The sequence below is a fragment of the Rhodohalobacter sp. SW132 genome, assembly GCF_003390325.1.
Classification (GTDB): domain Bacteria; phylum Bacteroidota; class Rhodothermia; order Balneolales; family Balneolaceae; genus SW132.
This window is the reverse complement of the sequence record NZ_QUOK01000006.1, coordinates 212,433-227,644: the sequence shown is the minus strand read 5'-3', so window position 1 is coordinate 227,644 and position 15,212 is coordinate 212,433. Positions and strand designations below refer to the sequence as shown.

Genomic DNA, 15,212 nt, shown 5'->3' with positions numbered 1-15,212 from the left:
CTTTGGTTTATGCCCGGTAACACCTTATTATTCCGCCGCAAATATGGGCATTGAATTTCAGCTGAACTGAACACTATATTTGTCTGAATCATCTAAATGACATTATGACGAAAACGAATGAAATAGCGCAGAGTACATTTTCGAAAAAAGAAGTCAGTGAAATATTAAATGACTATACGCTTGCCTGGATCAGTCGTCATATATCTATTCTCGGGAGAAAAGAAGTTCTGACCGGAAAGGCAAAATTTGGAATATTTGGTGACGGAAAAGAGCTCCCGCAGATTGCGATGGCAAAATTTTTCCGCGAAGGGGATTTCCGTGCCGGTTACTACAGGGACCAGACATTTATGCTCGCAATCGACGGGGTAACGGTAGAGCAATTTTTCTCCCAGCTTTACGCTAATCCCGATATTGAGAAAGATCCCAATTCAGGTGGCAGGCAGATGAATGCGCATTTCGCCACACGACTTTTGAATGAAGACGGATCATGGAAACCGCAGACGGAAATGAAAAATACCGCAGCCGATCTTTCTCCAACAGCCGGTCAAATGCCAAAACTGTTAGGGTTAGCCCAGGCTTCAAAAGTATACAGAGACAATGAATTGCTTCACGACAGAACAAACTTTTCCCGAGACGGGAGGGAAGTGGCGTGGGGAACCATTGGTGATGCAAGTACCTCTGAAGGGCATTTTTGGGAGACAATGAATGCCGCCGGGGTTCTGCAAATTCCGATGATTGTATCGGTGTGGGATGATGGCTATGGAATTTCAGTTTCAAAAAAATATCAAACCATTAAAGAGAGCATCTCCAAAGCTCTGCGCGGATTTAAGCGTACAAAACATCAGCCCGGCTTTGAAATTATCACAGTAAAAGCGTGGGATTATGAAGGGTTGATTGATGCATACAAAGAGGCGTCCCTGATAGCCCGTGACGAACACGTTCCGGTTCTCGTCCATGTTGAAGAAGTTACACAGCCTCAGGGACACTCCACATCAGGATCGCATGAACGATACAAAAGCGAAGAGCGCCTTGAGTGGGAAAAGGAGCACTGCTGCAACTACCAGTTCCGCGAATGGATACTTTCCAGGGATATTGCCACAGAAGAGGAACTGGATGCCATTGAACAGCAAGCTCTCGAAACTGTAAAAAAGAAGCAGAAAAAAGCGTGGGAGGAGTTCCAGGAACCGATTCAAGCTCAGAAAAAAGAGCTGGATACTCACCTGGGGAAGCTAATTAAAGCGCATAGTGATCTGCACAGACTCAAAACCTTGCGGAAAGATCTGAGAAGAAAAACTCGGCCGTACCGAAGGGATATCATCTCTATCGCCAGGAAAATTTCGATGGCTCTGCGAAGTGAAAATTCCAAAACCTTAACTGAGTTCAGGTCGTGGCTGGATAAACGAATACATGAGAATATTGAAATTTTCGATTCACACCTTTTAAGTGAAACATCCAGCTCTCCACTGTTAATTGAAGAGAATAAACCTGAATACTCTGAATCTCCCGCTAAAGTGGATGGCAGAGTTGTACTGCGAGATAATTTTGATGTGCTTTTTGATAAATATCCGGAAGTACTGGTGTTTGGAGAAGATGCAGGTCAGCTTGGGGATGTAAACCTCGGCCTCGAAGGGATGCAGGAGAAATATGGTGAAACAAGAGTTTCTGACACCGGAATCCGGGAAGCAACCATTCTGGGGCAAGGTATGGGGATGGCACTTCGCGGGCTCAGGCCTATTGCCGAAATTCAATACCTGGATTATCTTCTGTACTGTTTCCAGGGCATGAGCGATGACCTGGCTACTCTGCGGTACAGAACAAAAGGAGGGCAGGCCGCACCTTTGATTGTCCGCACCCGCGGGCATCGGCTTGAAGGAATCTGGCACGCCGGATCACCTATGGGTATGATACTGAACGGAATCCGGGGTATGCATGTATGCGTGCCGAGCAATCTGACTGACGCCGCTGGTTTTTACAACACCCTGCTGCAGGGTGATGATCCCGCATTGGTAATTGAGCCGCTGAACGCTTACCGGCTAAAGGAGAAACTGCCCGATAACCTGGGAGAATTTACCGTGCCGCTTGGAATTCCGAAAATTGTACAGGAAGGCGAACACATCACACTTGTCTCTTATGGTTCAACGCTGAACCTGGTACATTCTGTTCTGCCCGAACTTGAAGAAGCCGGAATTTCAGCGGAACTAATCGACGTTCGGACCCTGCTTCCGTTCGACAGAGATCACCAGATTGTGAACTCGCTGAAAAAAACGAACAGGATTCTTTTTATTGATGAAGATGTACCCGGTGGGGCAACGGCATTTATGATGCAGCATGTTCTGGAAAAGCAGAAAGGGTATTACTATCTCGATTCAGAAGCGAAATGTCTCACGGCAAAAGCGCATCGTACAGCGTACGCAAGCGATGGGGATTATTTCACAAAACCGAGTGCTGAAGATGTAATTGAAACGGTTTATAGTATCATGAGCGAAAGCAATCCAACGAAATGGGTGCCACTCGAAAGCTGATCAGTGAGAGGGGAGGGATATACGCGGCATTTAAGGATGACCTTCCTGGTGTGTATATCACAACTTCGCATTTCTTTCAAAGCCGGAAAAACTCCGGCTTTTCTATTTAAAGGATAATCCAGTCTGCAAAGATAAATATCCACACCAGGGGCAGATATGCGAAAGAGTAGAACATCACACCTTTAGCGGTGGAGATATCCCGTTTTAAGGTGAATTTGATCCCATACCATAGAAATCCTGCCGTAGTAACCATCGCGCCTGCCAGGTAGATCCAGCTAACAAGGTCCATTACAAAAAGTTTGTAGACGGTGGGGAAAAGGATCAAAATAGGGAGAATCACCCAGATGGATGCTTTGATACCGTGTGGGTCGTTTTTGGGCAGCATTTTAAAACCGGCATGTTCGTAATCTTTTCTGCAAACCCATGCAATTGCGATCACATGCGGAACCTGCCAGCAAAAGACAATTCCGAAGAGAATCCACATCCCGTGTTCAAACACAGTGCCTGTGGCTGCAGCCCATCCGCCAACTACGGGAAGTGCGCCCGGTATAGCCCCCACAAAAACATTCAGCGCTGAAATTCGTTTCAGCGGAGTGTATGCAAAAAGGTAGATGATCGTGGTTACAAGTGACACAATTCCGGCAACGATATTTACCATTGCAAGCAGGTAAAAAAGTCCCGAAAAAATCAGAACTGAGGAGAAGATCAAACTGTTACGGGAAGTAATCCGGGCGTCGGGAAGGGGTCGCTTGCTGGTGCGATGCATGAGACCGTCAAGTCCGCGCTCTATAAACATGTTGTGCGCCGAAGTTCCTGCAGCGATCAGGTAGGTTCCCAGCAGCGCATGAAACATCAGCACATAATTGAGTGAACCGGCAGTACCCATAATGAAACCGATCAGCATACTGGCAACCACACTGAGGGTAATGCCCGGTTTGGTCAGTTCATAATAGTCTTTGGCGGCTTCGAACCAAAAACTGAAAGATTCCGATTTTATGCGTGTATTATCCATGCAGATGATTAAAATATGACAGCCTTTAATTTACCCTTTTTCGAATTGAGATGTTACCTTAATATCCCCTTCAAAAAATCAGGCTATATTCAAGCGGAATATCTACGCAGCTGTTGTTTGATTACATTAATGCCGTACCAGATATCAGATATGAAAATCTAACTTTTTTGTGAATACTGAATGAAACTGAATCTCTACCAAAAAACGGCTCTCACCACTGTAATTGCAACTTTAGTTCTTATTCTGGTTGGAGGACTGGTCCGTGCTGCAGGTGCCGGGCTTGGCTGCCCCGACTGGCCGCAATGTTTCGGGATGTGGATTCCGCCCACAAGCGCTGCGGACCTTCCGGCCGGCTATGATGCATCACTCTTCAACCCGGTTCATACCTGGCTGGAATATGTTAACCGATTGGTTGGCGTGTTGATTGGGTTTTTAATCACCCTCACATTTGTTTTCTCATTTCGGTACAGAAAAACGGATCCGCTCATCACCTGGATTTCAGGGCTGGCATTTTTCCTGGTTCTTGTGCAGGGCTGGCTGGGCGGACAGGTGGTGCGATCCGGACTCAGCGCAGGAATGATTACCATCCATATGGTACTCGCGATGGTGATTGTAAACACGCTTTTGTTTGCAACATTTCGGGCGATGAATGACCGGCTCTCGATGACTTTGAGTCCCTCAACCCAGAAGCGCCTTCTCTGGATTTCAGGAGCCGTACTTTTTCTCACGTTGATACAACTTGTGCTCGGCACCCAGGTTCGCGAACAGGTGGATGTTGCCAAAAATGTACTGGATTTGCCCCGGGAGAGCTGGCTCGATACATCCACATGGCTTTACTCGATCCACAGAAGTTTCTCATGGCTGATTATTATTCTGGGCGGTCTGCTGGTCTATCAAAACAAAGTGCTGAAAGCTCCCCGGAAATTAATAACTACAGGATATGTGATTTTCGGGTTGATTATTCTGCAGATGTTCATCGGGTTTGGAATGGAGAGGCTTGATATCCCCGGAGTACTGCAGCTTCTTCACCTTGTGAGCGTGGCGGTACTGATCTGTGCAGAATTTCTGTATATGCTGATGGTGGGATTTTCACACAAAAAAGAGCAAATACCGAAAATCTCAGAAAAGAAAGCCGATCAGGTTACCGTGTGAAAGTCAACCTAAACCTGATAGGTTTGAGGAATAAAAGCGTTGTTATGAAGTTAAAACCGAATAAACCTGGCAGGTTTTACCCGACATTTCATCGATGATTCGATATAAAAATTTTGACCCTAAAAAAGACCCTAAAGCTTTTCCAAAAGTTTGTTTAGAAACAGGTTCACCTCGCGTAAGTCTTTCTGCATGTCAATGGGCAGTGCCTGCTGATCCTGATTTTGATCTTCCGGTGCTCCCTCTTCAATGATTTTTTTAGCACCGGCAGTACTGTATTTTTTAGTTTGAATCAGATCTTTAAGGCGCAGAACAAAAGAGATATCCTCTTCCCGATAAGTACGGTTCCCGGCTTTATTCTTACGGGGGGTCAGGTCGTTAAAAATCGTTTCCCAGTAACGCAATACGTGCGGTTCTATCGAAGTTATTTCACTAACTTCGCCAATTGAGTAATAGAGTTTCTTCATAGCACTGAAATCTGTTATTTTGCGTCTTATTTTATTTCGGTAGAATGATAAGTTTTTAAAGCATATGCAAGCCTTGGCTGAAGAAGATAAAGATAAAGTGATACATTCTGCACATAAACCGCAAGTTAGCGTAGTGATTCCACTGTTCAATGAAGAGGAATCACTAACTGAGCTTGTGGAGAGAATTAAGAAGGCGCTGACCGGCTTCAAATTTGAAGTATTACTGATTGATGACGGATCGGACGACCGTTCCTGGCAGATAATCGAGTCGCTGTCTTCCGAAATCCCGGAAGTGGAAGGTGTGAAGTTGCGCAGAAATTACGGCAAAAGTTCTGCCCTGCAGGCTGGTTTTCATTCGGCCCTTGGGGATTATATCATCACGATGGATGCCGATCTTCAGGATGATCCCTTTGAAATTCCAGCCATGATCGAGAAATTGGAAAACGGTGCTGATCTTGTCAGTGGCTGGAAAAAGAAGCGGCACGATCCGATCAGTAAAACCGTTCCATCCCGGTTTTTTAATACGGTAACAAGCTGGACCACCGGCATCAAACTAAACGATTTCAATTGCGGGCTGAAAGCGTATCGCCGGGAGGTTACCGAGCATATCCATCTCTACGGCGAACTACACCGCTACGTACCTCTGCTCGCTAAATGGCAGGGTTTCGATAAAATTGAAGAGCAGGAGGTAAAACACCATCCGCGCAAATACGGAAAGACCAAATTTGGACTTTCACGGTTTATGAATGGATTTCTTGACCTGTTGACCCTTCTTTTTGTGAATCGCTATATGCAGCGCCCGATGCACTTTTTTGGTACTATCGGGGTTCTGCTAACCGTAGTAGGAATGGTGATAAATACATATATTGCCGCGCTCAAAATATTTTGGGGTCAGCCAATAGGTGATCGCCCGTTAATCTTTTTAGGAATCCTTCTTGTTGTAATCGGCGTGCAGTTCTTTTCAATTGGATTCCTCGGGGAGATGGTGAACAAAAACAGGGTTCATAAATATATGCCCGGAATTGAGAAGAAAACCGGTGTATGAGTACAATCGAATATGATCCGGTGAAAGATAAATTCTCTTCGATCATTAAAAACTCCCGGTTTTTACGGCGCATCTTCTATTTTCTGCTCGATCTGTTTTTCCTTCGAAGCTGGCATCTGCGTCGGCTGATCAGAAAAACAGGCAGCGAACTTGATAAACAGGGAGAATGGGACCTCCTGGATGCAGGATCAGGATTTGGGCAGTACGACCGGTTTATTCTGAAGAGCTTCCAAAATGTGAAGGTTGATTCGGTGGATGTTAAAAAGGATTACCTGGAAGATAGCCGCCACTATTTCAAAAAGGAGATCGAAAAGGGAAGAATCCGTTTTTATCCGGCCGACCTGCTGGAGTTCAAATCAGATAAACTCTTTGATATGGCGATCTGTATCGATGTGCTGGAGCATATCGAAGAAGATGTGAAAGTGATGGAAAACATTGCCGGTACTTTAAAGCCGGGGGGATATTTTTTGATGCACTCTCCATCACACTACTCCGAAGAAGATGGCGATGAGGATGATACGTTTGTAGGCGAACACGCTCGTCCCGGATACTCGAAAGAAGATATTTCTGAAAAGTTGAAAGCAGCAGGCTTTAAAGTAGAAAAGGTGCATTACACCTATGGATTCTGGGGCCACAAAGCGTGGATTCTTTCTGTAAAGTGGCCGATGATGGGATTCAATAAACTGGGCCTCGTTGCTGCTTTCCCTCTGCTGCTTTACTATCCGATTACGCTTCCGTTCTGCTTGTTGATGAATTTCGCAGATCTCTATACCCGTAATGAGAAGGGGAATGGAATTTATGCGTTGGCTAAAAAGGCTTAAAACTGAATCTTAGCCATGGCATTTCTAAGGGCTGATAGCCTCTCTGAATGAGAGAAGCCACTTCCTGGCGTTTCATCATAAGTGGTTTAATTCCCCGACCCTCTGGGTCGTAAAAAGATAAAAGTCCCCCTTTGAAGGGGGAAGCGAACGGAGTGAGCTGGGGGATGATCGAGTAGGCGTTGATTCAAGCAAATTAACAATTTTTATGGGCTCAAAACTCTACAAGTCATCCCCCATTGCCCCCTTCGAAGGGGGACACTCCAAAATAAGCTTTGTATTGACCAAAAAGTTAAGGGTTCTTATTTGATACCTCGCGGGCTCTGCCCCGAGGTAGTTCATTTTGCAATACGGTGACAGTGCAGAAATACGATGTCTTGTTAAGGGCAGCTCACCAGACCTGCAACACCGCGAACGCCATAAGCTTCCGGTGCCGCCCGGTCAATAATGAGTGTGCTGGATCAACACATCGAGATTTTCAGTTGGAGCGAAATTCCCCCAAACATCTCAACGGATAGAAATTTTAGGGATTACCATTCTTGAACCTGGGGTTCTTCCAATAGAATGTCTGAGGAAAGACCATCCTCAAATTCTATCTGATCAAGCGGGAAATCAGATAAAAAGACAGCTCCTGTGTGGAGGCCCCTGAAAAGCAATGGTGTGCCGTCGAAAGAATCCTCCAGTGTTACATTCTTCATCGTTAACTCAAAAGCATCCTCTACAATCATTGCCCTTTTAGTTGAATGGATCTCAATATTTTCGAAAGTAACATCTTTCACTCTTGTTAAACGAACTCCTTCCTCTGAACTGGCAACAACGATATTTTTCAGGTTGATATTTTCAAGCCATTTTTCAGGCAAACCGGTCATAACAATGGCATTTGGCACTCCATCAATATGTATATCCGAGATGTAAATATTACGGAATTGGGGGGAAGGCCCGGTTACCTGTGGTCCGGTATAAAAAGTGTTGAAGTTGATTGCTTCATAGGTAATATTCCTCATTTCGATGTCGTGAATGTAGATGTTTTCCACAACGTTTCCACGGCCTCTTTCGGTTTTAAACCGCACACCACGATCACTTCCATCAAACAGTGCGTTGTGTACATAAACGTTCTTTATTCCTCCTGATGTTTCACTTCCAAATACAACTCCGCCGCTGCCGGTTCTGACATCTCTTGCTTCAAAATTTCGAACGACAACATTTTCGGTGGGAATATTGATATTGAGTCCATCCTCATTCAGGCCAGATTTTAATACCACGGCATCGTCGCCGGTTTCAAAATGATTGTACTCAATCAATACATCTTTGGATGAATCAATCACCACACCATCACCGTTTGGAGCCATCAGGCTATTAATTCTGATGTCCCGTACTATAATTTTATTACTATAAACCAGGTGCACGTTCCACATGGGGGAATCATTCAGGGTGACGCCTTCAACAAGAATGTTTTCAGATTCCCAGAAAATGACAAAGTTTGGCCTCATACCTTCCATGCCTGAACCTTTTCCAAAATCGCGGCGTGAGAGCGGAACTTTCGATGCAATAGCTCTGGGAGGTGCGCCAAGTTCTCTGTACCATTCCCACCAGTGTTCTCCCTGTGCATCCAAAACGCCTTTTCCTGTAATTGCTACATTAGAGAGCTGGTATGCATAAATCATTGGGGAGTAGTTAAAAGCCTCCACACCCTCATGGCGTTGTTTCACTACCGGCAGATAATCCTCCTTATCTGTACTGAAATAGATCGTTGCCCCTTCCGATACATGTAAATTTATATTACTCATCAGATGAATGGGTCCGGACAGCCAGTCACCTTCCGGCACCAATACTTTGCCGCCGCCAGCATCATAAGCCGCTTCAATCGCTCTGTGAAATGCATCTGTATTTTTGTGGCTCTCATCCTCAGCCATTTTCACAGCTCCATAATCCCTGATGTCAAATGTTTGATCCGGGAATTCCGGTCTTTCAAGAACCGGCATCTCGAATGGGGGAGACATCGGGGCAATCTCGAATGGAACGTCGCTTTGTTGAGCAAAACAATTCGAAAAAGTATAAATAAAGAGAACGACGATCGATATTAAAAATTTACAGATTGGAGGAGGTGAATTTTTCATAGGGATTAATTTCTTTATCAGTATTATGGGTTTAAATTCAAATTAAACAGTTGCTTATTGTCTTTGAATAGTAGCCTGATATCTAATGGTACTCTTTTTTGAATAGATGATGATTGACAGCCTCGGCACTTTAAGTTACCGGTTAAATTATATATATTATTTCCTGTATATGCAAAGTTTGTAGCGTTTTAGACTCCATAACTCTCATAAAAATGCTTTGAAATATACTTGAGGAGTCTGTTTAATTTTTATATATCGAAATGAATGCATTAAAACTCAGTTACCGGATGGTGATTTTTTTTATTACGATAGCTGTGCTGTTCAACAGTCAGGTCGGAAAGGAGTTAAATGCAGCATCTATCTGGGATCTCAATTGTGAATCCATTGAGCTATCCTCTGAAATATTACAGGTGGTGATACAGTTTGCCGAGAATGTATTAGAAAATGGCAGGGATCGATATGGAGAGGTTCATTCACCATTGTTTGCAGATGGAATTTCAGTTGAAACGGGAGAGCCTGTCAGATGGGATTTTTATGAAGGTGAATCATGGATTATATCGAATTTTGCCAGCCAGCAAAACCTGATGCGGGTTTTAACCGGACTATCAGAGGTAACCTGTGATATGAAGTATAAGAATGCTTCTGCCGAAGCCGTGCAATATATGTTTGATCATCAAACCGGCTCGAATGGCCTGTTGTACTGGGGCGGGCATCAGTTTGTAGATTTGGAATCGATGCAGAATCAGTTTGATTCTAGGCCTCATGAATTAAAGAATCACTTTCCGCTATACAAGTTTATGTGGGAAGTTGACCCGAAATCAACCCGACAAATGTTAGAGGCGATTTGGAACGCACACATACTAAACTGGAATCTGCTGGATCTGAACCGTCACGGAAATTACGATCTGGAGATGGGTAAACTTTGGGATCATGAATTCGATCATCCAGATCCGTTTTTTGAAGGGCTGGGGCTGACGTTTATAAATGCGGGATCGGATATGATACAGGTTGGTATGGCTCTCTACCACCTGGATGACAATGAAAAAGCCAGAACATGGGCTGCGAGACTTTACGAACAATATGTGAATGCGCGACACCCTGAGACCGGACTTGGCGTTTATCAGTACAGCCAGCCCAAACAGCGGAATATACCACCAGGAGAGGGGCCGCTTGAAGAGGAGCTTACCTATTCAAATTATGGTGACCGGGCAAAAAATCAATTTGGCAGTGTGTATGGAGATATTGCATTGGAGGGAAATGTATTGTGGGGCGGCCGTGTACGCACTATTTATGGGCAAAGCGCAGTAATCTTACTCCATATTGCTGAACAACTCCATGGCACAGAAATCGGCCAGGATTTTCTTGAGTGGACTGTCGATGGTATGAAAGCACTGGCTCACTATGCTTACAGTCCTGAGGACAACTCATTTCTTCCTATGTGGGCAGATGGAAGAGATTTAACCGGTGAAACTTATCCAAGAACCGGATATTACGGGGAAAAAGGTACTGAATTTCGATCCGTGAAACCCGATGGAACCATGATGATTTCGTATGCCCGGGCAGTGAGATTAACCAATGGAGACGGCAAAATCTGGAACGTTTTAAGGCATATGTTTATAGATGAAGGCCTGGGAGATCCGGGATCAACTCCTTTTGATACACCAGCTTTAAATTTTGCAACCTCCATTACGGATCCTGATATTTTAATATCTGTACTTGATATTTATCAGTTAACAGGTGAAGAGCCATTCCTGCAGCTTGCAGAAAGAATTGGAAATAATATAGTTGCAGAGAGATTTCATAAAGGATATTTTTTGCCGACTGCTAAACATAAGTATGCAAGGTTTGATGCTCTTGAACCTTTGGCTTTACTACACCTCGTTGCAACGCGATATGGCAAATCAGACCTTATACCCGCTTACCTTACAGGGTCAGGAAGTACAGATGGTGAAAAATTTGTTGATGAAATTGATGGAAGGCCTACGGATCGGCTGATCTATGAACAAACGATAGACTAACTTAAATACTTCAATATAGAACCCGATAATAAAATCCGGAAAATGATCAGGATCAGCGAGTAGATTTTTTATCCATACACCGTGTAATTAAATTCCCTGATTTATTGTCTCTGTCTTGAAGGGCTGTTTTTTAAAAAAAGGAATGCAAGAATATATAGTTATTGTTTAATTTTAAACTAAACTCCATTTACCGACTGAAATTGGGAGGCCGTTTAACAACTACTGAGGTGAAAACTGATCCTATATCAGAATCAATACATAAATAATTAAACTGGAAATTTGATGAAAAATGTTCGATTAGTTGATATTGCGGAAAAACTGAATATTACTAAAGTCAGCGTATCTAAAGCTTTACGTAATCATCCCGATATTTCGGAGGGCACAAAAGTAAAAGTTAAGGAGATGGCAAATAAGTTGGGCTACCGTCCTAATCTTGTTGCCAGATCGCTCACATCTTCCAAATCGAAAACTATTGGAGTTATCATTCCAAAGATTGCTCATTTTTTCTTTGCCTCTGTGATGGAGGGAATTTACAGAGCTGCCAAAAGTAACGGGTACGAAATATTTCTTGGTGTTTCTTTTGAAGATGAGGAACAGGAGAAAAAGTTACTTGAAACTATGATGGAGATGCGTGTTGATGGTCTGTTAATTTCTGTAACAGAGGAAACGAAAGATCCTGAAAGGTTTAAGGAATTACAAAAGATGGGTATCAACCTGGTCTTTTTTGATCGTGGAATTAAAGATGCAGGATTCAGCTACGTAAAAGCGGGTGATCGCGAAAGTGCAAAACTTGGAGTAAAAAAACTTATTGAAAAAGGCTATACCGATATTGCCCACATTGCCGGGTATGATTACGTGGAAATTGGTAAAGATCGTAAGAGAGGTTACATGGATGCAATGGAAGAAGCCGGTCTTGAAATAAATCAAAAAGGTATTGTTGAAGGTGGGTTCAGTGAAGATGACGGATATAAAGGTTTTGAAACATTACTCGAGAATTATGGAGTACCAAAAGCTTTGTTTACCGTCACGTACCCGGTTGGATTAGGTGTGCTTAAAAGTATGAAAGAGCATAATATCGATCCAAAAGAGGTCCAGTTTCTCTCTTTTGGTAAAAGTGATTTTAACAACTATCTCTCATCTCCTTTTCTATGCATTGATCAGCCAACGTTTCATTTGGGTGAGAAAGCAATGGGGCAATTATTGAACGAAATCAATTCTGAGAATTCTTCAGAACCAAAACTTATCGAATTACCTTCACTCATACCTGAATAATAATGCATAATCAGGCATAAAATTATAGAGGCAGATCGTTTTCCGGATCATATAAAATGTATTTTTATCTAATTGAGGGCTTTGCAAAACCGTGCTTTCGTCAAATTTCGGCGTTATCGTGGAATCGAAATCCTCACGTATTGTACATACGCTCCGGTTCCGATTCCACTCTGGTCTTGAACTATGACAAAATCCCTGGTTTTGCAAAGCCCTCTAATTATATATGGTTTTTGATCTGCCAGTTCAAATTAGAAGCTTGTTATACTCCGCTGTAGGCACTGAATCCACCATCAACAGGAATCACTGTGCCGGTAACAAACGAGGAAGCATCGCTGCATAACCAAACTACAGTACCTATCAATTCTTCTGCTTCTCCGAACCGTTGCATCGGTGTATTGTTGATAATGGTTTGACCACGATCTGTAAGGCTTCCATCGGAATTCAGTAACAGATCACGATTCTGCTCTCCAATAAAAAATCCCGGTGCAATCGCATTAACCCGAATTCCATCACCATATTTAAGAGCTGTTTCAATTGCGAGTGAACGGGTAAAATTGTCAACCGCCGATTTGGCTGCAGAGTACCCCATTACCCGTGTAATTGCCTGTTGAGCGGCCATTGATGAGATATTGACAATCACACCGCGTTTATTCTCAATCATCGATTCGGCAAATAATTTAGAAGGTAAATAGGTTCCCTTAAAATTCAGATCCACTACCTTCGAGAGTGCCTGATCGTCCATATCAAGAAAAGATTGGTCGGGGTTGATGGTTGCACCGGGCATGTTTCCACCTGCAGCATTTACAAGAATATCAACCTGCCCCCATTTCTCTTCAACTTGTGTACGTACTTTTTTGAGATCATCTTTTTGCAGTACATCAGCAATTAATGAAAGAGCTTCACCACCAGATTGATTAATTTTATCGACCTGTTCCTGAACAGTTTTTTCAGTTCTGCCCAATACTCCCACTTTTGCACCTGCATTGGCAAGTCCTTCACTCATTGCACCTCCCAATACACCATTTCCACCGGTTACAATTGCAATTTTGCCTGACAGATCAAATAGATTTTTCATGATAAAATGATGTGGTTACGGTAATAATGGATTAGATTTTGGTGATATGATATTGTGTTGGATAGTTGACAAAAAGCTATTGTTTTCTTCAGTACGTTTTGGTTGTAAACTCATCAATGAAATTATCTGCGATACGAGTTCCAATTTATGCAGAGTTTCAATGGCAGTTAAAGATACTGCCATGCTGTTTATTACACCCCGGACATTAGATCAAACGGAATTATTTGCGTATACAAAGATTCCCTAAAATGAGTATGGTGATGTAATATCTTGCCAAAAGCATTTACTTATTTCATAGTTGATTGCGTTTTAAAAATCAAAATACTCGTTTGCGTTGTTATAGCAGATATCTGAAACGATTTCACCTAATAGATCCAGATCATTTGGCAGTTCTCCATTTTCCACATCGCTGCCCATCAGGTTGCACAATATCCTGCGGAAATACTCATGCCGCGGAAAAGAAAGGAAGCTTCGCGAATCAGTCAGCATACCTACAAAGCAGCTTAAAAGCCCTATGTTTGACAAAGTATTCATTTGTTTCTCCATGCCATCTTTTTGATCCAAAAACCACCAGGCTGAGCCGTACTGCATCTTGCCTTTTACCGAACCGTCGTTGTAATTGCCAATCATGGACGCCATCACTTCATTGTCAGCCGGATTCAGATTGTAGAGAATGGTTTTCGCAAGCTGATCGGTTGAATCAAGCTGATTGAGGAAGCGGGATAAATTCCGGCTTTGGGAAAAATCACCAATGGAATCGAATCCTGTATCAGGACCCAGTTCGTTTAGCATCCGGTCATTGGTATTTCGCAGTGCCCCAAGATGGTATTGCTGGACCCAGTTTATATTTTCATACATTTTTCCAAGCTCAATCAGAATAGCATAGGTTAGCCCATATTTTTGGTCGATACTCAGTTTATTTCCTTTGCGAACTTGTTTAAATGCATCCTCCAATTCGGAAGGAGAAAGGTTTGCATAAACGATTTTTTCCAGTCCATGATCCGAAAGTTTACATCCATTATCATGAAAGTAGTCAATCCGGCTTTGGAGTGCATCGTACAGGTCAGTCAGCGTTTTTATCTCAATACCGCTCACATCACTTAGTTGGTCAATATAGCTGTTGTACGTTCCCGGTTCATCAAACGCATAGGATTTATCCGGACGAAAAGCCGGGAGAACTTTTATACCAAAAGGATTTTTACTGATATTTTGATGATGCTTAAGATTGTCAACCGGGTCATCAGTTGTACATACAATCTCTACATTCATTCGTTTCAGGAGTGACCGCGTACTAAATTCCGGTTTTTGCAGATCCTTAGTACATTGATCATAGATCTCTTCAGCCGTTTCCGGATTCAGCAATTTATCAATACCAAAGTAGTTTTTGAGTTCCATATGCGTCCAGTGATAGAGTGGATTCCGGACGGTGTACGGGACAGTTTCTGCCCATTTCAGGAATTTCTCTTTGTCTGGTGCATCACCCGTGATGTATTTTTCATCAATGCCGAATGCTCTCATCGCCCGCCATTTATAATGGTCACCATCCAGCCATATCTTGGTCAGATTATCAAAATTCTTGTCATGATCGATAGCATCAGGTGGAAGGTGACAGTGGTAATCAATAATAGGTTGTGGAGAGGCGTAATCATGATAGAGTGATTTTGCCGTATCTGTTTCCAGTAAGAAATGTTCGTTCAGGAATGGTTTCATATGGTAT

At 43.1% G+C, this 15,212-nt stretch carries 11 protein-coding genes; 6 read left to right on the top strand and 5 right to left on the bottom strand.

All coding sequences use genetic code 11. The features are described from left to right. Positions 1 to 104 precede the first annotated feature (104 nt). Entirely contained in the window at positions 105 to 2,522 is a 2,418-nt protein-coding gene (locus DYD21_RS13100) for a thiamine pyrophosphate-dependent enzyme (protein WP_116037444.1), read from the top strand. A 106-nt stretch (positions 2,523 to 2,628) separates the two neighbouring features. Here DYD21_RS13100 and cyoE read toward each other — a convergent pair whose 3' ends face one another. Then, complete coding sequence (gene cyoE / locus DYD21_RS13095) at positions 2,629 to 3,534, bottom strand: heme o synthase (protein WP_116037443.1); 906 nt, start codon at positions 3,532 to 3,534, stop codon at positions 2,629 to 2,631. Positions 3,535 to 3,714: 180 nt separating this feature from the next. On the opposite strand from cyoE, the gene DYD21_RS13090 reads away from it, so the two are divergent. Further along, positions 3,715 to 4,686 (top strand): heme A synthase, encoded by a 972-nt coding sequence (locus DYD21_RS13090; protein ID WP_116037442.1) that lies wholly within the window; start codon positions 3,715 to 3,717, stop codon positions 4,684 to 4,686. A 131-nt stretch (positions 4,687 to 4,817) separates the two neighbouring features. Here the strand turns inward: DYD21_RS13090 and DYD21_RS13085 are convergent, their stop codons facing one another. After that, entirely contained in the window at positions 4,818 to 5,150 is a 333-nt protein-coding gene (locus DYD21_RS13085) for a MerR family transcriptional regulator (RefSeq protein WP_233505541.1), read from the bottom strand. Positions 5,151 to 5,214: 64 nt separating this feature from the next. Here DYD21_RS13085 and DYD21_RS13080 point away from each other — a divergent pair, with 64 nt between their 5' ends. Then, positions 5,215 to 6,195 (top strand): glycosyltransferase family 2 protein, encoded by a 981-nt coding sequence (locus DYD21_RS13080; protein ID WP_116037441.1) that lies wholly within the window; start codon positions 5,215 to 5,217, stop codon positions 6,193 to 6,195. Further along, entirely contained in the window at positions 6,192 to 7,016 is an 825-nt protein-coding gene (locus DYD21_RS13075; RefSeq protein WP_116037440.1) for a bifunctional 2-polyprenyl-6-hydroxyphenol methylase/3-demethylubiquinol 3-O-methyltransferase UbiG, read from the top strand. The genes DYD21_RS13080 and DYD21_RS13075 overlap by 4 nt, the downstream gene beginning before the upstream one ends. A gap of 527 nt (positions 7,017 to 7,543) precedes the next feature. Here the strand turns inward: DYD21_RS13075 and DYD21_RS13070 are convergent. Beyond that, on the bottom strand, positions 7,544 to 9,013 hold the full coding sequence (locus DYD21_RS13070; RefSeq protein ID WP_199535540.1) for a glycoside hydrolase family 28 protein: 1,470 nt from the start codon (positions 9,011 to 9,013) through the stop codon (positions 7,544 to 7,546). 377 nt (positions 9,014 to 9,390) lie between these two features. On the opposite strand from DYD21_RS13070, the gene DYD21_RS13065 reads away from it, so the two are divergent. Both DYD21_RS13065 and DYD21_RS13060 read left to right on the top strand, forming a co-directional pair. Beyond that, entirely contained in the window at positions 9,391 to 11,148 is a 1,758-nt protein-coding gene (locus DYD21_RS13065) for a pectate lyase (protein ID WP_116037438.1), read from the top strand. Positions 11,149 to 11,430: 282 nt separating this feature from the next. After that, a complete protein-coding gene (locus tag DYD21_RS13060; RefSeq protein ID WP_116037437.1) occupies positions 11,431 to 12,420 on the top strand; it encodes a LacI family DNA-binding transcriptional regulator in 990 nt (329 codons plus the stop codon). A gap of 259 nt (positions 12,421 to 12,679) precedes the next feature. Here the strand turns inward: DYD21_RS13060 and DYD21_RS13055 are convergent, their stop codons facing one another. Beyond that, entirely contained in the window at positions 12,680 to 13,495 is an 816-nt protein-coding gene (locus DYD21_RS13055) for an SDR family oxidoreductase (RefSeq protein WP_116037436.1), read from the bottom strand. Between the two features lie 309 nt (positions 13,496 to 13,804). Next, positions 13,805 to 15,205, bottom strand: a complete 1,401-nt coding sequence (uxaC, locus tag DYD21_RS13050; protein WP_116037435.1) for a glucuronate isomerase — start codon at positions 15,203 to 15,205, stop codon at positions 13,805 to 13,807. Between the last annotated feature and the right edge of the window lie 7 nt (positions 15,206 to 15,212).

Bases quoted from the DNA above. Each gene is read 5' to 3' on its own strand.
- DYD21_RS13100 (WP_116037444.1), top strand. From the start codon at position 105: ATGACGAAAACGAATGAAATAGCGCAGAGTACATTTTCGAAAAAAGAA.
- cyoE (WP_116037443.1), bottom strand. From the start codon at position 3,534: ATGGATAATACACGCATAAAATCGGAATCTTTCAGTTTTTGGTTCGAA.
- DYD21_RS13090 (WP_116037442.1), top strand. From the start codon at position 3,715: ATGAAACTGAATCTCTACCAAAAAACGGCTCTCACCACTGTAATTGCA.
- DYD21_RS13085 (WP_233505541.1), bottom strand. From the start codon at position 5,150: ATGAAGAAACTCTATTACTCAATTGGCGAAGTTAGTGAAATAACTTCG.
- DYD21_RS13080 (WP_116037441.1), top strand. From the start codon at position 5,215: ATGCAAGCCTTGGCTGAAGAAGATAAAGATAAAGTGATACATTCTGCA.
- DYD21_RS13075 (WP_116037440.1), top strand. From the start codon at position 6,192: ATGAGTACAATCGAATATGATCCGGTGAAAGATAAATTCTCTTCGATC.
- DYD21_RS13070 (WP_199535540.1), bottom strand. From the start codon at position 9,013: ATGTCTCCCCCATTCGAGATGCCGGTTCTTGAAAGACCGGAATTCCCG.
- DYD21_RS13065 (WP_116037438.1), top strand. From the start codon at position 9,391: ATGAATGCATTAAAACTCAGTTACCGGATGGTGATTTTTTTTATTACG.
- DYD21_RS13060 (WP_116037437.1), top strand. From the start codon at position 11,431: ATGAAAAATGTTCGATTAGTTGATATTGCGGAAAAACTGAATATTACT.
- DYD21_RS13055 (WP_116037436.1), bottom strand. From the start codon at position 13,495: ATGAAAAATCTATTTGATCTGTCAGGCAAAATTGCAATTGTAACCGGT.
- uxaC (WP_116037435.1), bottom strand. From the start codon at position 15,205: ATGAAACCATTCCTGAACGAACATTTCTTACTGGAAACAGATACGGCA.